Source organism: Streptomyces uncialis (assembly GCF_036250755.1).
Lineage (GTDB): Bacteria > Actinomycetota > Actinomycetes > Streptomycetales > Streptomycetaceae > Streptomyces > Streptomyces uncialis.
The window spans coordinates 5,142,480-5,160,516 of the sequence record NZ_CP109583.1 but is presented as its reverse complement, the minus strand read 5'-3'; the positions used below and the strand labels follow the sequence as shown (position 1 = coordinate 5,160,516).

General features: G+C 71.8%; 21 protein-coding genes. 7 read left to right on the top strand and 14 right to left on the bottom strand.

Translation table 11 applies throughout. The features are described 5' to 3' along the window. Window positions 1–26: 26 nt before the first annotated feature. Entirely contained in the window at window positions 27–887 is an 861-nt protein-coding gene (locus OG711_RS21445; protein ID WP_329560080.1) for a zf-HC2 domain-containing protein, read from the bottom strand. After that, window positions 884–1,438, bottom strand: a complete 555-nt coding sequence (locus OG711_RS21440; RefSeq protein WP_329560079.1) for an RNA polymerase sigma factor — start codon at window positions 1,436–1,438, stop codon at window positions 884–886. The genes OG711_RS21445 and OG711_RS21440 overlap by 4 nt, the downstream gene beginning before the upstream one ends. A 230-nt stretch (window positions 1,439–1,668) precedes the next feature. Here OG711_RS21440 and OG711_RS21435 point away from each other — a divergent pair, with 230 nt between their 5' ends. Then, entirely contained in the window at window positions 1,669–2,217 is a 549-nt protein-coding gene (locus OG711_RS21435; protein WP_073796141.1) for a GNAT family N-acetyltransferase, read from the top strand. Window positions 2,218–2,712: 495 nt separating this feature from the next. Here OG711_RS21435 and OG711_RS21430 read toward each other — a convergent pair whose 3' ends face one another. Together OG711_RS21430 and OG711_RS21425 are read right to left on the bottom strand one after the other, a co-directional pair. After that, on the bottom strand, window positions 2,713–3,033 hold the full coding sequence (locus tag OG711_RS21430; RefSeq protein WP_245877072.1) for a DUF7848 domain-containing protein: 321 nt from the start codon (window positions 3,031–3,033) through the stop codon (window positions 2,713–2,715). Continuing rightward, window positions 3,030–3,218, bottom strand: coding sequence for a hypothetical protein (locus OG711_RS21425; RefSeq protein ID WP_329560078.1), 189 nt, complete (start codon window positions 3,216–3,218; stop codon window positions 3,030–3,032). Before OG711_RS21425 ends, OG711_RS21430 begins: the two co-directional genes overlap by 4 nt. Window positions 3,219–3,406: 188 nt before the next feature. Here OG711_RS21425 and OG711_RS21420 point away from each other — a divergent pair, with 188 nt between their 5' ends. The 3 genes from OG711_RS21420 to OG711_RS21410 are packed head-to-tail and all read left to right on the top strand — an operon-like array spanning window position 3,407 to window position 4,656. Further along, window positions 3,407–4,357: a helix-turn-helix domain-containing protein gene (locus OG711_RS21420; protein WP_329560077.1), complete on the top strand. Its 951-nt coding sequence runs from the start codon at window positions 3,407–3,409 to the stop codon at window positions 4,355–4,357. Continuing rightward, window positions 4,275–4,451, top strand: coding sequence for a DUF397 domain-containing protein (locus OG711_RS21415; protein ID WP_329563942.1), 177 nt, complete (start codon window positions 4,275–4,277; stop codon window positions 4,449–4,451). The genes OG711_RS21420 and OG711_RS21415 overlap by 83 nt, the downstream gene beginning before the upstream one ends. Further along, window positions 4,432–4,656, top strand: coding sequence for a DUF397 domain-containing protein (locus tag OG711_RS21410; protein WP_329560076.1), 225 nt, complete (start codon window positions 4,432–4,434; stop codon window positions 4,654–4,656). Before OG711_RS21415 ends, OG711_RS21410 begins: the two co-directional genes overlap by 20 nt. Window positions 4,657–4,728: 72 nt before the next feature. Here OG711_RS21410 and OG711_RS21405 read toward each other — a convergent pair whose 3' ends face one another. The 5 genes from OG711_RS21405 to OG711_RS21385 all read right to left on the bottom strand — a co-directional run bounded on the left by OG711_RS21405 (window position 4,729) and on the right by OG711_RS21385 (window position 8,777). After that, complete coding sequence (locus tag OG711_RS21405) at window positions 4,729–5,844, bottom strand: methyltransferase domain-containing protein (protein ID WP_329560075.1); 1,116 nt, start codon at window positions 5,842–5,844, stop codon at window positions 4,729–4,731. A gap of 92 nt (window positions 5,845–5,936) precedes the next feature. Further along, complete coding sequence (locus OG711_RS21400) at window positions 5,937–6,077, bottom strand: hypothetical protein (protein WP_266517344.1); 141 nt, start codon at window positions 6,075–6,077, stop codon at window positions 5,937–5,939. Window positions 6,078–6,257: 180 nt separating this feature from the next. Beyond that, window positions 6,258–7,133: a glycosyltransferase family 2 protein gene (locus OG711_RS21395; protein WP_329560074.1), complete on the bottom strand. Its 876-nt coding sequence runs from the start codon at window positions 7,131–7,133 to the stop codon at window positions 6,258–6,260. Window positions 7,134–7,208: 75 nt separating this feature from the next. After that, the gene (locus tag OG711_RS21390) at window positions 7,209–8,201 is read right to left on the bottom strand and encodes a hypothetical protein (protein ID WP_329560073.1); all 993 of its coding nucleotides are present in this window, start codon (window positions 8,199–8,201) and stop codon (window positions 7,209–7,211) included. A 159-nt stretch (window positions 8,202–8,360) separates the two neighbouring features. Beyond that, a complete protein-coding gene (locus OG711_RS21385; protein ID WP_329560072.1) occupies window positions 8,361–8,777 on the bottom strand; it encodes a winged helix-turn-helix transcriptional regulator in 417 nt (138 codons plus the stop codon). Between the two features lie 59 nt (window positions 8,778–8,836). Between OG711_RS21385 and OG711_RS21380 the strand changes: the two genes are divergently transcribed. Continuing rightward, on the top strand, window positions 8,837–9,460 hold the full coding sequence (locus tag OG711_RS21380; protein WP_329560071.1) for an NAD(P)-dependent oxidoreductase: 624 nt from the start codon (window positions 8,837–8,839) through the stop codon (window positions 9,458–9,460). A gap of 13 nt (window positions 9,461–9,473) precedes the next feature. Here the strand turns inward: OG711_RS21380 and OG711_RS21375 are convergent, their stop codons facing one another. The 3 genes from OG711_RS21375 to OG711_RS21365 form a co-directional block, all read right to left on the bottom strand. Next, window positions 9,474–9,941, bottom strand: coding sequence for a MarR family winged helix-turn-helix transcriptional regulator (locus OG711_RS21375; protein ID WP_329560070.1), 468 nt, complete (start codon window positions 9,939–9,941; stop codon window positions 9,474–9,476). 233 nt (window positions 9,942–10,174) lie between these two features. Next, window positions 10,175–10,477 (bottom strand): DUF6087 family protein, encoded by a 303-nt coding sequence (locus tag OG711_RS21370; protein ID WP_073796063.1) that lies wholly within the window; start codon window positions 10,475–10,477, stop codon window positions 10,175–10,177. 216 nt (window positions 10,478–10,693) lie between these two features. Continuing rightward, window positions 10,694–12,532, bottom strand: a complete 1,839-nt coding sequence (locus OG711_RS21365; protein WP_073796066.1) for a bifunctional metallophosphatase/5'-nucleotidase — start codon at window positions 12,530–12,532, stop codon at window positions 10,694–10,696. Between the two features lie 201 nt (window positions 12,533–12,733). Here OG711_RS21365 and mshD point away from each other — a divergent pair, with 201 nt between their 5' ends. Further along, window positions 12,734–13,657, top strand: a complete 924-nt coding sequence (mshD, locus tag OG711_RS21360) for a mycothiol synthase (protein WP_329560069.1) — start codon at window positions 12,734–12,736, stop codon at window positions 13,655–13,657. Between the two features lie 952 nt (window positions 13,658–14,609). On the opposite strand, the gene OG711_RS21355 is transcribed toward mshD, so the two are convergent. Together OG711_RS21355 and OG711_RS21350 are read right to left on the bottom strand one after the other, a co-directional pair. After that, window positions 14,610–15,632 carry a LacI family DNA-binding transcriptional regulator gene (locus OG711_RS21355; RefSeq protein WP_073796072.1) on the bottom strand — a complete coding sequence of 341 codons (1,023 nt, stop codon included), beginning with the start codon at window positions 15,630–15,632 and terminating at the stop codon, window positions 14,610–14,612. A 212-nt stretch (window positions 15,633–15,844) separates the two neighbouring features. Then, complete coding sequence (locus OG711_RS21350) at window positions 15,845–16,600, bottom strand: response regulator transcription factor (RefSeq protein ID WP_073796075.1); 756 nt, start codon at window positions 16,598–16,600, stop codon at window positions 15,845–15,847. 1,173 nt (window positions 16,601–17,773) lie between these two features. Between OG711_RS21350 and OG711_RS21345 the strand changes: the two genes are divergently transcribed. Continuing rightward, window positions 17,774–18,028: a MoaD/ThiS family protein gene (locus tag OG711_RS21345; protein WP_073796077.1), complete on the top strand. Its 255-nt coding sequence runs from the start codon at window positions 17,774–17,776 to the stop codon at window positions 18,026–18,028. Window positions 18,029–18,037 lie beyond the last annotated feature (9 nt).

The following is an 18,037-nucleotide window of genomic DNA, read 5'->3' as shown; positions in this document are numbered from 1 at the left end:
GCGGCCGGGGTCCGAACGGTCCGGCTTCAACGGTGGGCCCCCAGCACGGTGTACGCGCCCCTGCGGACGATCACCGCACCCGCGCCGAGCGCGAGGACCAGCCCCCACACCGGCAGGACCTCCGGCTCCAGCGCGACGGCCGTACGGCTGGTGGCCAGGGTCGGCGCCGCCACCACGACGGCCCACACCGCGACCACGGCGACGGCGGCCCGGGTCACCCCGATCACCCCGCCGAGCGCCAGGGTCGCCGCGGTGAAGGCCAGACAGGGCAGCAGCCATTGCGCGGCCATCACCCCCGTCGCCCATCCCCCCGCCAGCAGCGCGGGGATCACCACGGCGAGCACGGCGGCCGTCCGCCGCAGCACCAGTTGCAGCCCCGCTCTCGGCGAGGACGCGGTCAGCTCGTACGCCGGGTCCAGGCCGCGTGACCAAGAGGCCGCCACCCCGCACACGGGCAGGACGGGAGCGAGCAGCAGCATCAGGGACACCTGGCCGGGCCCGGGGCCCACCAGGTCCAGCAGCAGGGCGAGCAGCGTCACGGCCAGGACCATGGCGAGCCACGGCGTCATGACGGGCGTCGTCCACACCGACAGCCGCGCGCGGCGGCGGCGCGGTGGCGCCGGGACGGCGGCGGCCAGCTGCGGTCCGAGGTCCGACCAGACGGACGCGGTCAGCGCCGCGACGGCCGGCGCCCCGGCGTCGACGGCGTCCGACAGCCGGTCGCGGCAGCTCCGGCACCCTTCCAGATGGGCCTCCAGGGCCCACACCTCGTCCGGGACGAGGTCCGTGTCGCCGCGCGCGTACCCGGCGATGAGCCGCGCCGACGCGTGGGACGGGGGTGAGGTGGGTGAGGTGGGTGAGGTGGGTGAGGTGTGTTCGGCGTTCATGACAGCGCCTCCCGCATCGCGGTCCGGGCCCGGCGGGCGCGGGTCTTGACCGTTCCCTCGGGCAGTCCGAGCAGAACGGCGGTCTCGCGGACGGAGAGTCCGTCGAGCACCATGGCCTGAAGTACGTCCCTGAGCTCCGGCGCGAGACGCCGCAGCGCGTCCCCGACGTCACCGCCGACGGCTCCCCGCAGCGCCTCTTCCTCGGCGGCGGGCGCGACGGGGTGCGCGGCGGCGGCGGGCGGCGGCTGCGCGTGGTGGGCCCGGCGCCGGAACGCGTCCACGAGCCGGCGGGCCGCGATCGTCCACAGCCAGCCGACGGCGCTCCCCCCGGTCCGGCTCCCGGCGAAGGAACCCGCCGCCCGCCACACCGCGAGATACGTCTCCTGCATCACCTCGGCGACGATCTGCTGATCGGCACAGCGCCGCCCCAGCCGTACCGCCAGCCAGGGCGACGTACGCCGGTACAGCTCCTCGAAGGCGGCCCGGTCACCCCGGGCCACCCGCCGGAGCAGCCGCTCCTCGTCCAGTTCCTCCGGCGCTGCCGCCCTCACCCATTGCACACCTGCTAGACGCGGTGGCGGGCCGCGAGGTTTTCCGGGGGACGTGATCCGGGTCACGTCCCCCGGACCGGGGCCCGGGAAGGGTGACGGTCGCGGCGGTGGAGAAGCACCCCGCGCCACGGCCGATCCTCGGTACGGTGACCGACATGGATGAACAGGCTGTCCCCGGGCCGGTCGGAACTGGGTCCGAGGGAAGCCCGGACGCTGAACGGCGGAACCCGATGCCCTCGCTCCGGTTCGGCGTCCGGCCCGCCACGTCCGGCGACGCGTCCGCCGTCGAGACGCTCGTCCTCGCGCGGTCGGACTGGCTGGAGGAGAGAGGGCTGCCGAGCTGGCGCGACGATGCCGGACTGGTCAGCGCGCTGACGGCCAACCCGGACGGATCGATGTGGATTCTTGAGGCCGACGGCAGACCCGTGGGCTGTACGACCGTGACGGACTCGACTCCGCCCATGGCGTGGACGGAACAGGAACTCAGCGAACCCTCGCTGTACCTGTACACGACGGTCACCGACCCCGCCGTCCGGACCTGGAAGCCCGGCACACTGCTGGCGCTATGGGCCCTGGACCGCGCCTTCCAGGAGGGCAAGACCTGGCTGAGGCGCGGCTGCCGCTTCCCCGGCCTGGTGACGTACTACCAGCACCAGGGCTTCGCGGTGGTCCACGAGATGCGGAAGTCCCGTGGCCCGATGTACCTGATGGCGCGGCGGGCCGAGCCGGTCAAGGACCTTCAGGACAGGTTCGACGGGACAACGCTCCCCTACGCATAGCCGGGTTCACAGATATGCCGTTGCCGCGAGATGAAGGTGGACGACCTCGATCAGCTGGGAATGGCGCATCTCGTCGTAAGCCCCATGCCGTAGTTCTCGTACCCCGTCGCGAAGCCCTCCGGGGTCGATGAGCCCCGAGTCCAGGAGGGGCGAGCCCGATGCCAACATGCCGACAAGCAGGTCCGCGCCATGTGAGATCAGCGCCTCTTCGACGACCTCCGAACGCCTCAGCCATGGGACTGGCCGATACCTGGCCGATGAGAGCCGACAGCCAACGGTCCTCACTTGCCTGACACGGCCCCCACCCCCGTCAGGGCGGCGTGCGGTGGAAGACGGCCATCACGATCACCCCGAGCAGCCCCGTGACCGTGCTGACCATCAGCACCCCGCCCCAGAACACCCCGTCGGCGGTCACCCGCACCCGGCGCCGGTACGGGTCCCTGCGCCGACGCCCCCGCCGCGACCTGCGCCGACCCGTCCCTGTACCCACGTGCCTCATGTCCACCCCGCCGAATCGGGCACGCCGTCCGACCGCTCCAGCACCGCGTAGTCCGAGAACGTCCGCCGGTACCGCAGATGCCGGGTCTCCTGCGTGTGCAGCCGCTGCCAGTCCTCCACGTCCGCCGGGTGGCCCCACGCCCCCGACTCCGCCCCGCAGTCCGCCTCCGCCCCCGACACGCACCGCGCCGCGTACTCCGGCTCCGCCGTCGGGTCCTGCACGATCGTGAACGGCACGTACCGGAACACCCGCCGCAACCGCCGACGCGGCCCCGGCCCCGTACCGCCGAAGCCGCCCGTCCCGCCCGCCCCGCTCACGGCCGCCGCTCCGATCGCTCGTTCGCCGCGCGCAGCTCCGCGCTCAGCCGCTCCTCCGCCGTGGCCCCCCTGAGCTGCCCGAACTCCGCCTCCCACTCCCGTCCCCCACCGAGGGGCCGCAGCACCGCGTACGGCCCGGACTCGTCCTGGTACTCCCCGACCTTCCGCCGCTCGGAATCGAACACGACAGCACCTCTTTCCAATCCCGTGCCGTCCGTGTCCAGTTGCTTCACCATGTGCACTCCGTACGCCGAACCCGCCCACACCCGACGGATGCTCAATTACTGTTCGTACGTGCAGCGTTGCGCAGCGGAACCGCGCCGCTCAATGCCGCGCGCGTTCCACTGATCCATGTCACGGAAGGGGCACCCTTGTGAGCCAACGCGACGCCACGGGGGAATCGACAGAAGCCGCCACGACGGCCGGAGTCTTCGGCGACGTACTCCGCCACTTCAGACGCTCCGCCGACCTCACCCAGGACGGCCTCGCCGGCCAGATCCCGTGCGACCGCTCCCTGGTGGCACGTGTCGAGGCAGGCACCCGCGTCCCGCAGGACAGCTTCGTCCGCAGGTGCGACGCCGTCCTGACCACGGGCGGCGTCCTGATACAGCTCTGGGGCCGCATCGACTGGTACCCGGCGGTGGAACATCCGGACTGGTTCCAGCGGCGGGCGGATATGGACGCGGTGGCCGTCGCCGTCCGCGAGTACCAGACGCAAGACATTCCAGGTTTGTTGCAGATCGAGGGATACGCCCGCGCACTGTTCTCACCCGTCATGACTGGCGACGTGGTCGAAGAACGAGTTCGGGCTCGATTGAGCCGACAACAGCGCTTCCTCGCCCCAGGTGGCCCGCTATACGTCGTGGTATTGGACGAAAGCTGCCTTCGTAGCATCGTCGGGGAGCCCAGCGTCATGTACGACCAGTGCGCCCATCTGCTTGCAGTGAGCCAACTGCCCAACATCCATGTGCAGGTCGCACCCACCAACCAACCGGGGCTCGCGCGACCCAAGACCTCGATGTCGCTGCTCACGCTGCCCGAAGGTGATCAGTGGGCCTACTCGGAGTCAATGGAGAGCGGTCACTTCCACAATGATCCGGGCGTGATTGCACGTCACAGCTTTATCTATGATGCGCTCAGGGCAAATGCCCTCTCGGCACCGGATTCCGCCGCTCTGATCAGCGAGGCAATGGAAGGGTATGGCCACCATGGACAAGCACGGCCTCAGAGTCACGAAGTGGATCAGGAGCAGCTACAGCGGGAACGACGGCGGAAACTGCATCGAAATCGCCCCCGGTATCCCCGACTTCGTCCCCATAGGTGACACGAAGACCCCGCACGCCCCCGCATTGATGGTCACGCACACCGCGTGGTCGACGTTCATATCGGGAGTCAAAGATGGCAACTTCACAGCCTGAACGAACCGCCACCTGGCATCGCTCCACGTACAGCGGCCCCAATGCCGGTGACTGCGTCGAGTGGTCACCCGAGCACGCCGAGGTCCACGGCAAGGTAGCCGTACGGGACAGCAAGCGCACCCGGCCCGGGAACCCCGTACTGCACCTCACCCACCAGGCGTGGACGCGCCTGGTGGACTGGACGGCGACGGACACCCGCGCCTGAACGGAACGTACGAACCGGACGGGACCAGGGCGGCACGAGCACCACAAGCCCGGGTCCCGCACCGGTCACGGGTCACACAGCCCAGGAGCGTTCCGGCTCATCGAGCCATGCCCGCGTGCCGTCCGGGGTGACGGTGAGGCCGAACCGTTCATAGCCGGGACTTCCCCGGTCCCGCCACCAGGCGTACGCGGCCTCCGCCTCGTCCCAGAGGCGGCGCGGCCCGCCCTGCCAGACGGGCGCGTCTGCGTGTCCGTCACGGAACAGCGCGCACGCCCAGGAACGGTCGGTGAGCCCGTACAGCCAGACGGGCCGGGCCCCGTGACGGCGTTCGGCGACGACGTGACGGCAGCCGCGCAGTCGCAGCCCCAGGACGAACCGCTGTACGGCGAAGGGGGTTTCACCGAGGTACCGCGACTCGGTCAGTTCGGTGACGGAGGTCGAGTCGGCGCTGTCACGGACGGAGCCGCCGACGTACGAGGAGTGGTCGGGGTCCGGCCCGCGCTGGGACCGCAGCTTCATGAACTCGACGGGTCCGGTGAGGCGTCCGGAGGCGGACCGGCCGTCCGGGGCGACGACGAGCCGGGCGACGGCGTCCTGCTGGCCGTACTCCGTACCCCAGGGGACGACGACGACCCCGCCGGGCCGGGTCTGCCGCACCCACGCGTACGGGAGGGCCCGCAGGCCGCACGTCACGATGACGCGGTCGTAGGGCGCGGCGGGCGGATGCCCGAGCAGCCCGTCCCCGTGGACGACACCGACCGGGAACCCGGCTCGGCCCAGGGCTGGTCGGGCACGCTCGGCCAGCACACCGTCGACCTCGACCGTGACGACGTGATCGGCCCCGACCCGGTGGGCGAGCAGCGCGGCGTTCCATCCGGTGCCCGTACCGATGTCGAGGACCCGGTGACCGGGGCGCGCGTCGAGGTCCCGGAGCATCCGCAGGACCACGCTCGGCATGGACGCGGAACTGGTCGCGAGGGCGCCCGGTCCCGGACCGGTGTGCGATCCGTCGTCCCACTGCGTCACGATCGGCACATCGGAGTCGGCGTAGGACCGCCACAGCTCGGGCCGCTCTGCCCGGGACACGGTGACGGTACGCCCGGTGGCCATGTCGTGCGGCCACATCACGTCCGGCAGGAACGGGTGCCGGGGCACGGCGTCGAAGGCGCCGGTCCAGTCGGCATCCATGACCCCGGCCTCCCGGAGCCGCCGCCCCAGTAAGGTCCATCCGTCCATGCTGTTCGGGCCGTCCCCGGGTTCCGGGTCCACGCGCGACGCGTTCACTTCTTCGGCGGATTGGGCACACCCGGTCCGCCGTCAGGGGTCGGCGGGAGAGGCGGACCGGGCCACGGCTCCCCGGGCAGCCCGTCACCGTCGTCGTCCCCGCCGGAGCCCGCACGTGCCGGTTCGACCTCGCTCATGATTCCCCGCTCCCTCCTCGCAACGGAAGCCCGACGCGTCCGAGTGGAAGCTGTATAGCAGTCACCCGACGGACGACGCACCGGCGCACAAGCCCTCAGCCGGAGCCACCGCCCCGCCCGCGCTCCCCTCTCCGCAACCGGCACAACCGACCCACGACAGGCCCACGTCCGGCAACCGGTTCAGATGACCGGGGGCCTTCCCAGCCGGGTCATCCGCCGCACCGTGGCCCACCGCATCGGCCGTCGCGGCGGGCACGGCGTACGCAGCCCCTCGGCGAAGCCGCCGCACCACGCGCGCAGCCCCGCCACCGAGCGTGTCCGGGTGAGCGTGAGGACGGTCCACACCCCGAGGTACACGGGCACCAGCGGAGCGGGCAGATGCCGTTTCGCGAGCCAGACGCGGTTGCGGGCGACCATGCGGTGGAAGACGGCGTGCCTGGTCGGTTCCGTCCACGGGTGCTGGAGGACCACTTCCGGGTCGTAGAGGATCTTCCATCCCGCGTCCAGCGCGCGCCAGGCCAGATCCGTCTCCTCATGGGCGTAGAAGAACGCGTCCGGCCAGCCCCCGGTCTCGTCCAGCATCCGTGCCGACAACGCGTGTCCTCCGCCGAGGAACGTGGTCACGGGTCCGCCCCGCATCGGGTCGGCCGAGCGCAGTCGGGGAACATGGCGCCGCTGGGTACGGCCGCGCTCGTCCGCGATCCGGAAGCTCACAATTCCCAGCCGGTCGTCCGCCTCGTACCGCGCCACGAGCCGGGTGAACACGTCCGGCGCGATCAGCAGCCCGTCGTCGTCCAGATCCACCACCAGATCGACGTCCCCGAACTCCCGCAACCGGTCCAGCGCGACGTTCCGGCCGCCGGAGACCCCAAGATTCTCCGGAAGCTCGACTCCGGTGACGCCATCGGGCAACGCGGGCAACGGCGTTCCGTTGCCGACCACCACCACGCGGGTCGCGGGCGTGTCCTGCGCCGCCACCGAGTCCAGCAGCCGGGTGAGCTCTGCGGGCCGGTTGCCCATGGTCAGGACGGCGACACCGACGCGCTGTTGACCCACGGACGAACTCCGTTCCTCGGGACCGATGGCGCCGATGCTAACGCCCCCAAACGTCCCGGCAGACCACACGACCGCTCACCCAGGACGCCCGGCCCCGATCGGATTCCAGGTCGCGCGGGCGTGGAGGAATACGGTCGCGGTGGCCGCTGCGACGGCGACGGCCAGGGACGTCAGTGCGAGGCCGGTCGTGGTGTCCGGGGCGGTGAAGGGCTGGCCGCGGTGGGCCTGCCAGGTGAGGACGCCGGTCAGGGCGAGACAGCCGCCCCCGGCGATCCAGACCAGGGCCGTGCGGTGACGGGGACCGAGCATCCGGGGGCCGAGGGTGAGGAGCAGGCCCAGCAGGATCAGGACCTGAAGGGAGTGGACGCCGACGAAGTGCGCCACGCGCCAGTCCCCGCCGACGGTACTGAAGTTGGTGACCGGCATCCCCGGGCCGCCGTCGGGCGGGCCCACGGTGTGCGCGCCGATGTAGGGCATCCCGCCGAGGTACGGCGAATCGGGCCGGGGGTCCGCCGCGGCCTCCTGCGCGGGCGTGGACTGCACCATGAGATACGCGACGACCATGCTCGCGACGGTCACGACCAGCCCCAGCCGCAGGGCCCACGCCAGCGCGGGCGGCTCGACCCGTTCCCGCAGCAGCAGGACCACGGCCACCAAGGCCATGAGGACCAGCACCAGTGAGGCCGTCAGCATCCCGAAGGCCCTCGCGCCGGACACGGCGGTGGTGAAGTTGAAGTGGCTGGTGGTCCCGGCCGCCGCCGCCCAGGAGGCCCCCGACGCCTCGACGGTCACGCAGACCACCGCCGTCCAGGACATCACCCGCACCAGACGGTCGTGGCCCCGGACGAACGTCAGCAGCCAGATCAGGGTCACGCCGAACAGGCCGAAGGAGAACGCGAACCGGGCGGGCTTGGCCCACGCGGGCTGCCCGGTGATCGTGCGCGGGTCCACGGCCAGCCCCACCAGCGCGGCGACCGTGATCAGGCCCGCGACGACCGTGGTCGCGAGCATCGGCGGGTTGGCCGCCCACGCCTTCCGTACCAGGGCACGCGGCCCGGAGTCCTCCACAGCAGATCCGCCATCCCTCGGCACCGCGACTCCGCCCATGTTCCCGACGGATGCGCCCGGACGCCCGCATGCCCGGCGCGACGGTCACCCGACCGGTCCGCGAACCTCCACCGCCCGGCCCACCTGACCGGCGCGTCAGCACCCGCGCCCAGGGACAGGTCAGCGCACGTCCGCCCGCGAAAGGCCCGCCTCACGCGCGTCGAGCAACTCGTCCCAGTGCTCCCGGGTCCACGCGCAGACGGTGTCCAGCGAGCCCAGCAGACCCCGGCCCAGCGGGGTCATGGCGTACTCGACGTGGCGCGGCGCCCCCTCGTGCTCCGCGCGGACGACGAAGCCGTCCCGTTCCAGGGCGCGCAGCGAGTGGGTCAGCGACTTGGCCGTGATGCCGCGCAGCGGAACCCGCAGCTCCGAGAAGCGGCGCGGACCGTCCTCAAGACAGCGCAGGACGAGCGGTGCCCACTTGTCGACCACGCGGAACGGCACCAGCGTGGACGGGCAGACGGGGTCGAACATCCCAGGGTCCAGGGGCGCCAAGGAAGCTGCGCCCGGGGCCTGTTCGGCCTGCGGCTTCGGCATGCCCTACACCGTAGAGCGGTATCCGGACGGAAACCAGCGCGCGGCCTACGCTCCCGGCCATGGAGAACAGGAACGGCAGGATCATCGTGTTCGGGGCGGGCGGCAGGGTCGGCCGGGCGGCCGTGGCGGAGGCCCGGCGGCGGGGTCATGAGGTGACGGAGGCCCGGCGGGCCGACGGTGAGGTGACGGACCCGGCGGCCGTGGCGCGGCTCGCGGCCGGGCACGACGCGGCGATCGTCGCCGTGTACGACCCCGGGGCGGCCCCCGGCACCTTCTTCCCGGCGGTCGCCCGGGCCGTCGCGGAAGGGCTAGCGGCGGCCGGGGTGAAGCGACTGGTCTCGGTCGGCATCGCGTCCGTACTGCCCACCCCCACGGGGGACTTGCTGATGGACAGCCCCGGCTTCCCCACGCAGTGGCGGGAGTTCAGCGCCGGACACGCGGCCGGTACCGAGGCGCTGCGCGTGGCCGCGCCCGACGCGCTGGACTGGGTGGTCCTGAGCCCGGCGGGGGACTTCGACCACGAGGGCGTCCCGTCCGGCGGGTACACGTTCGCCCCGGCCGCGCCGGACGACCGGATCGCCCCCGCGGACTTCGCCCGCGCCCTGCTGGACGAGACAGAGGCCCCGACCCTGCACCGGACGCACGCGGGGGTCACCGCCGTACGACCGGAGCGCGTGAGGTGAACCGGCCGGACGGCTAGACCAGCTCACTGCCGGTGTTCCGGAGCATCTGCCGGAGGACCTTCAGCGTGGTGACGTAGTCGGCGTCGTCGATGCCCTCGTGGATACGGTCGCGGATGACCGGGGCGTGCCGCTTGAGACCCGCGCGGGCCTCGTCGCCCGCCTCGGTGATCCACAGCCGCCCCTCGCCGTCCCGGGTGAGCCAACCGCGCTCCAGCAGCCCCTCCGACTCGGCGGCCAGATCGTCCTCCTCCCGGAGGTAGGTGGCCATGGCCCGCTGGAGTTCGGGGATCGTCATGCCCTGGCCGTCGGCGGAGATGTCGTTCTTCGACAGATTCCGCAGCAGCCAGTACTGCGGCTGCGTGAAACCGAGTTCCGCCTGCTGGGCCCGGATGTACGCGATCAGCGCCTCGTAGGCGACCCCGGTCCAGTAGGCGGCGGGCTGGGTGGCGAGTTCGGCGTCGGAGAGGTGCTGGGCGGTCATGTCGGCGCTCCCTGTTACGTGTTCCCCGGTGTTTTCCTGCTGCTAGGAGAAACGTAGAACCGCAATCAAGGTTGAGGTCAAGGGGTCACCGCGTGAGCGAGCCGCCGGGTATCGAATACCTGGGTCGGGGGGCTGGGACCCGTCGCTGCCTCGCAACTGCCGTGTGCGGGTAACGCGTTCGCAGCAAGCTCAGTCGGGCGACACCCCGACCGTCGGACAACTCGCCACCGGGCTCAGGTCGCCGTGGGCGGAACCCTCGGCTTGCGGTGGCGGCCGGGGCCCTTCCCCAGGGGCGGGCCCTCGGCGGGGGGCGGGGTACGGGGTCCGGGGTACAGGAGCGCCTTCGCCGCGGCCAGGTCCGGGACCACCGCGTGCATCTCCCACACATGGCCGTTCCACCGCTCGACCACCCGGGGCTCGGCCGGGCTGACGTGCGCGGCCCGGGGAGCCCGGCCGTCCACGACCGGGACCGCGCGCAGCCGTCCGATCCGCGCGTCACGGCGCTCCGCGAAGTCGGCCAGCGGTTCCTCGTCCATGGTGTCCCGTCCCTAGGTCCGGCAGGCGGTCGCACCAGGAGGGTAACGGGACGGCGGACGGGACCCGCCCCGCCCCAAGTCCGCCTCGGTGCACGGACACAGGAAGAGGGACCGCCCCGGACGAATCCGGAACGGCCCCTCCCACCCCTCAAAGGGCTCCGCCCTCACAGAGCTCTACCCGCGCAGGGCTCTACGACTTGCCGAACGGCTCCAGGGTCAGCGGATGACCGTGATGCGGTCCGCCTTCGGCGGGACCAGCGGGGCCGCGGCCGAGGAGTTGGCGCCCAGGTAGTCGGTCAGCGCCTTCAGGTCGTCGCCGCCGACCAGCGGGTTCTTGCCCTTGGCGAGCTCGGTGAAGCCGTCGCCGCCACCGGTCAGGAAGTTGTTCAGCACGACGCGGTACGTGGCCGCCGGGTCGAGGGGCTGACCGTTCAGCCGGATCGAACCGGTCACCACGCGGTCCGCGCCCGCCTTCGTCATGTCCAGCGTGTAGGTGAGGCCGTCGGAGACCTGGAGGATCTTCGGGGCGGCCGTGTTCGGGCCGCTGACCTGCTGCTGGAGCGCGGTGACGAGCTGCGCGCCGGTCAGGTCCACCAGGTTCACCGTGTTGCCGAACGGCTGGACGGTGAAGCCCTCGCCGTAGGTGACGACCCCGTCCCCTTCGGTGCCGACCGCCTTGTGGACGAGATCCGCGCGGATACCGCCCGGGTTCATCAGCGCGACCACGGCCTTCGGGTCCAGCGTCCGGGCCTGCGCGAGCTGCGCGTCCGAGATCAGATCGCCCAGCGGGGACTCCAGCGTGGTGGCGCCCCGGCCCGGGATGTCACCGGCGATGAAGCCGACGGGACGGCTGGCGATCGGCGCGGCCAGCTTGTTCCAGCGGCCGATCAGTTCCGTCATGTCCGCGGCCCTGGGCTGGTCACGGCGCACCACGTGGTTGGCGGACTTCACACTCGTACGGACGATGTCGTTCGTCCGGCGGTCGTACGTCAGCGTCGTCTCGGTGTACAGCCGGCCGAACGACGACGCCGAGGTCACCGTGCGCGGCTTGCCCGACGGGTCGGGGATCGAGCACGCGTACGGCTGGTGGGTGTGCCCCGTCACAAGCGCGTCGACCTGCGGGGAGATGCCCTTGGCGATGTCGACGATCGGGCCGGAGATCCCGTCACCGGCACCCGGCGAGTCGCAGTCGTAGTTGTACGAGGTGGAGGCCGGGTAGCCGCCCTCGTGGATCACCGCGACGATGGACTTGACGCCCTGGCGCTCCAGCACCTTGGCGTACTTGTTGACCGTCTCGACCTCGTCGTGGAACTTCAGGCCCTTGATGCCGTCCGCCGAGACGATGTCGGGGGTGCCCTCCAGCGTGATCCCGATGAAGCCGACCTTGACGCCCTTCTCCTTCCACACCCAGTACGGGGCGAGCACGGGACGCTTGGTCTTCTCGACCGTCACGTTCGCCGCGAGGTAGGGGAAGTCGGCGCCCTTGAACTTGCGGCCCGGCTCGAAGCATCCGGCGGTGGGATGGCAGCCGCCGTTCTGGATGCGCTGGAGTTCCTTGGTGCCCTCGTCGAACTCGTGGTTGCCGACCCCCGCGACATCCAGGTCCAGCTTGTTCAGCGCCTCGATCGTCGGCTCGTCGTGGAACAGCCCCGACAGCAGCGGGCTGCCGCCGATCAGGTCACCGGCGGCGGTCGTCACCGAGTACGGCTTGCCCTTGCGCGCGGTGCGCAGCGAGCTGGCCAGGTACTCGACGCCACCGGCCGTCACCTGCTTCGTCGTCCCGTCCGGCTGGCGTTCGGTCAGCGTGCCGGAGGAACCCGACGGGGGCTCCAGATGCCCGTGCAGATCGTTGAACGAGAGGAGCTGCACGTCCACCGTGCGGGGCTTGTGACCGTGGCCCCGGTGGTCGTCGTCACGGTCACCGCGGCCGGTCTCCGCCGAGGCGGGGAGCGCGGCGGTCAGGGCGCCGACCGTGGCGGCGGCCGCCAGCGCGGCGAGTACCCGGATCGTTCTTCCGGACGGGGTCGATTTCGTTGGCACGGGGCCCCCTGGCATGGGTGGGTGGACACGGGAGGTGCGGTCGGCAGCCTAAGGTCAACGCGCGTAGCGCAACAGGGGGTAAGGGTCACGGACTGATTGCCGTTGGCCGGCGCGGTGCCCCCGGAGGCCGCCGGGCGGGGCGCCGCGGGCGCGCCGGTACGGGTGGGCGGGCCCGGGGACCCGACCGCTTCGGACGGGGCGTCGTAGGGTCGGGGTATGACGAGTGAGACCGTTCCCGCCACGGGCCCCCGGCGGATCGAGACCCTGACCGAGGTGACCGCCGAACAGGCGGACGCCGTGCTGGAGCTGCTCACGGCGGCGGCGCGGGAGGACGGCCAGCAGGCCGTGTCGGAACAGGGCAGGCTCCAGCTGCGCGGCGGCCCGCGCGCGGGCGTGCGCCATCTGCTGCTGTTCCTCGGCGCCGAACTCCTCGGATACGCGCAGCTGGAGGACACGGACCCGGTCGAGGCGCCCGCCGCCGAGCTGGTCGTCCACCCCGCGCACCGGGGCCGGGGCCACGGCCGCGCCCTCGGCAACGCGCTGCTCGCCGCGTCCGGCAAGCGGCTGCGGATCTGGGCGCACGGCGGGCACTCGGCGGCCCGGCATCTCGCCCAGGTCCTCGGGCTGACCCTGTTCCGGGAACTGCGTCAGATGCGGCGCCCGTTGACGGACCTGGACCTGCCGGACCCCGTCTGGCCGGAGGGCGTCACCGTACGGACCTTCGTCCCGGGCCAGGACGACACGGCCTGGCTCGCGGTGAACGCGGCGGCCTTCGCCCACCACCCCGAGCAGGGCTCGCTCACCCAGCGCGACCTCGACGACCGCAAGGCGGAACCGTGGTTCGACCCGGCGGGATTCTTCCTCGCGGAGCGTGACGGCGAACTGGTCGGCTTCCACTGGACGAAGGTGCACGCCGCGGAGGGACTCGGCGAGGTGTACGTCGTCGGGGTACGCCCCGGCGCCCAGGGCGGCGGCCTCGGCAAGGCGCTCACCACGGTGGGGCTGCGGCATCTCGCGGGGACGGGGGCGTCGACGGCCATGCTCTACGTCGACGCCGACAACGTCCCCGCTGTGCGGGTCTACGAACGCCTCGGCTTCCTCACCCACGAGACGGACTTGATGTACCGCACAGAGTCTTGACATCCGCCGCCCCGAGTTACCCCAGCTGAACGCACTTGTCCCTGCACGGGTCGCCTTCGCTTGCGCTTCCGAGGTCCGCCCGGCTGGACGTACTCCGTCCCTGCGCCGTCGCCCGTGGGATGCGCAGTTCCCCGCGGGTCGCCTTCGCTTGCGCTTCCGAGGTCCGTCCGGCTGGACGTACTCCGTTCCTGCGCCGTCGCCCGTGGGGTGCGCAGTTCCCCGCGCCCCTGGATGCTGCCCCTTCGGGCTTGTTCGTCGGGTGCGGGTCTGCCCTCGCCTTTGCGCAGTTCCCCGCGGGTCGCCTTCGCTTGCGCTTCCGAGGTCCGCCCGGCTGGACGCACTCCGTTCCCGTGCCGTCGCCCGTGGGATGCGCAGTTCCCCGCGCCCCTGGATGCTGCCCCTTCGGGCTTGTTCGTCGGGTGCGGGTCTGCCCTCGCCTTTGCGCAGTTCCCCGCGGGTCGCCTTCGCTTGCGCTTCCCAGGTCCGTCCGGCTGGACGCACTCCGTTCCTGTGCCGTCGCCCGTGGGGTGCGCAGTTCCCCGCGCCCCTGGATGCTGCCCCTTCGGGCTTGTTCGTCGGGTGCGGGTCTGCCCTCGCCTTTGCGCAGTTCCCCGCGCCCCTTTGGGGGCGCCCTCCTGGGGCTGCCGTCCGGCTGCGGGCTGTCAGCGACCGGGGGCGGGGTTCAAAGCACCCTCCTCGCGCAGTCGCAGGACTCACGTAAGGGGGTGGGCGGGAATCTCTGCCCGCAGACTCCGATGCTCTTCAGTCGGGCAAGGGGAACGTCCGACCGAGCGCGTTGGAGCGAGGACGGAGAATCCCGACCGGCACCGACCCGAAGAACCGACCGGATGCGCCCCAAAGGGGCGCGGGGAACTGCGCGAAACCACCGAGCGACGGCACAGGAACGAAGTACGTCCAGCCGGACGGACCTAGGAAGCGCAAGCGAAGGCGATCAGTGGCAACCGCAGGACCGCCGCACCACCAACCGCGACGGGAACAACTTCAACCGCTCCCGGCGCGACCCGGCCACCCGCAGCCCCTCGTCCAGCACCAGGTCCACCGCCTCCCGCGCCATCGCGGGCCGATCCGACGCGACAGTGGTCAGCGGCGGATCGGTCAACCCCGCTTCCTTCACATCGTCGAACCCCGCGACCGCCAGCTCCCCGGGCACATCGATCCGCAGCTCCCGCGCGGCCCGCAGCACCCCGATCGCCTGGTCGTCGGTCGCGCACACGATCGCGGGCGGCCGGTCCGGACCGGCGAGCAGCCCCAGCGCCACCTGATACGCGTCGTACCGGTTGTACGGAGCCTCGAACAGCCGCCCCTCGGTGGACCGCCCCGCCTCCGCCATGGCCCGCCGCCAGCCCTCGACATGGTCGGTGACCGGGTCGCCCACCGTCGGCGTCGCCTCGTTCCCGCCGAGACACGCGACATACGGGTACCCGTGCTCCAGCAGATGCCGGGTGACGAGCTGCGCGCCGCCCACGTCGTCGATGACGACGGCGACGTCCTCGATCGCCTCCGGCCTGCGGTGCAGCAGCACCACCCGCGCGTCCCAGGCGTCGATCTCCGCCGCGGCGGTCTCGCTCGGGCCCTGGCTCACCAGGATCAGCCCGGAGACCCGCATCCCGAGGAACGCCCGCAGATAGTGGACCTCGCGCTCGTCCAGATAGTCGGAGTTGCCGACCAGGACCATCTTGCCCCGCTCGGCCGCCGCCTGTTCCACGGCATGGGTCATCTCGGCGAAGAACGGCTGGCGCGCGTCCGGGACGATCATTCCTATGAGATCCGTGCGACGGGACGCCATCGCCTGCGCCACCCGGTCCGGGCGGTAGTGCAGTTCCTTGATCGCGGCGAGCACCCGCTCACGCGTCGCCGGGGCGACCGGTCTGGGTCCGTTGTTGATCACATAGCTGACAACCGCGGTCGACGTACCCGCCAGTCGCGCCACATCGTCCCGAGTCACCTTGGCCACGCGCGAAGTCTACGCGGAGAGACACCCGTTTGAGCAGGTCGTCCGGCGACCAAATCCCCGCCCCGGACAGGCCCCCGACGATCACGCACAGCCCACGCACAGGTCCGCGCGCGCTCCGGGCACGGGGGACCCACGGCGCCGCCGACCACAGCCGACGGCGCCGGGCCCGCACCCGGGCCGAACACGAACCGGAACAGTCGGGTCCCGGCCCCCTACCCCTGGAAGCCCTGAACGCCCTGGATGCCCTGGACGGTGTCCGGCACCGTGTCCGGGACGGAGACCGACTCGGGGACCGGCTTCTCCGGGGTGACGAAGCGGTATCCCACATTCCGGACGGTCCCGATCAGCGACTCGTGCTCAGGCCCCAGCTTCGCCCGCAGCCGTCGCACATGGACGTCCACGGTCCGGGTGCCGCCGAAGTAGTCGTACCCCCACACCTCCTGGAGGAGCTGCGCCCGGGTGAACACCCGCCCGGGGTGCTGCGCGAGGTACTTCAGCAGCTCGAACTCCTTGAACGTGAGGTCCAGCACCCGCCCCTTGAGCTTGGCGCTGTACGTCGCCTCGTCCACCGACAGATCACCGTTGCGGATCTCCATCGGGGAGTCGTCGTCCACGATCTGCCTGCGGCCCAGCGCCAGCCGGAGCCGCGCCTCGACCTCGGCGGGGCCCGCCGTGTCGAGCAGGACGTCGTCCACGCCCCAGTCCGCGGTGACGGCGGCGAGCCCGCCCTCCGTCACCACCAGGATCAGCGGACACCCGGGCCCGGTGGACCGCAGCAGCTGGCACAGGCTGCGCACCTGCGGCAGATCCCGCCGCCCGTCCACGAGGATCACGTCCGCGCCGGGGGTGTCGATCAGGGCGGGGCCCTCGGCGGGGGCCACCCGCACGTTGTGCAGCAGCAGGCCGAGCGCGGGAAGCACCTCCGCCGACGGCTGGAGGGCATTGGTCAGGAGCAGCAGAGAGCTCATCACTCCCCACCCGCCCGGGTCGTCCGGCCTACGTGCACGGTTCGCTCGCCCATAACGTCGGTTCCTCCTCGGTCCCTGCGAGGACGTTTACGGCACTGCCTCGTACTGCGCTGTCGCTTTCGCGGCTTTCCGGCTACGACACCAGGGTCGTATACAACGCGCCGGAAAGCACAAAAGGACCCGGAGGCGGCGTCGCCCGAGTCCTTCTTGCGCAGCAGAATAACCCACATGGCCACCCCACGGGCAGGCCGAACGCGCTGATCGGCCCTCCGGCCGCCCCCGGGAGGCCCCGCACGCCCCCACGAAACGGGCCCGATCCGGCCCCGGAAGCACGAGGTACTCGCGGAGCGCGGGCGCCTTCGCTCGCGCCCCCGGGTCTGTCCGGCGGGGCGCACTCCGTTCCTGTGCCGTCGCTCGTGGGGTGCGCAGTTCCCCGCAGGTCGCCTTCGCTTGCGCTCCCCGGGTCTGTCCGGCGGGGCGCACTCCGTTCCTGTGCCGTCGCTCGTGGGGTGCGCAGTTCCCCGCAGGTCGCCTTCGCTTGCGCTCCCCGGGTCTGTCCGGCGGGGCGCACTCCGTTCCTGTGCCGTCGCTCGGTGGTTTCGCGCAGTTCCCCGCGCCCCTTTGGGGCGCGTTCTGCCGGTTCTTCGGGTCGGTGCCGGTCGGGATTCTCCGTCCTCGATCCGACACGCTCGGTACGACGTCCAGCGGAGCTACTGAAGAGCATCGGAGTCTGCGAGCAGAGATTCCCGCCCACCCCCTCCCGCAGCCGAGCGACTGCGGGAGGAGAGGGGTGCCCCTTCAGGGGCGCGGGGAACTGCGCAAAGACGAGAACCGGCCCGCACCCGAAGAGCGACCGCAATGAGGCACCACCTCAGGGGCGCGGGGAACTGCGCGAGCAACCAAGGACCATCCGCAGCCGGACGAAAACCGCAAGGGGCACCACCCAGGGGCGCGGGGAACTGCGCACCCCCGTTCGACCCGCACAGGAAACAAGCGCGTCCCGCCGGACAGACCTCGGAAGCGCAAGCGAAGGCGACCCGCGGGGAACTGCGCACCCACGAGCGACGGCCCAGGAACGGAGTACGTCCAGCGCAGGAAACCTCGGAAGCGCAAGCGAAGGCGACCCGCACGGCATGATGGAGGACCGTACACAGCACTCCGGAGGAGCGAGACATGGCGAGGGGGACGATCCGCTACTGGGCCGCGGCGAAAGCCGCCGCAGGCGTGGCGGAGGAACCGTTCGACGCCGGGAACCTGGCCGAGGCACTGGCCGGCGCCCGCACGCGCCACCCCGGAGAACTGGTCCGGGTGCTGGACCGCTGCTCGTTCCTCGTCGACGGGGACCCCGTCGGCACCCGGGAGCATGAGACGGTACGGCTGGCCGAGGGCGGCACGGTCGAGGTGCTCCCACCGTTCGCAGGAGGGTGACCACCCACT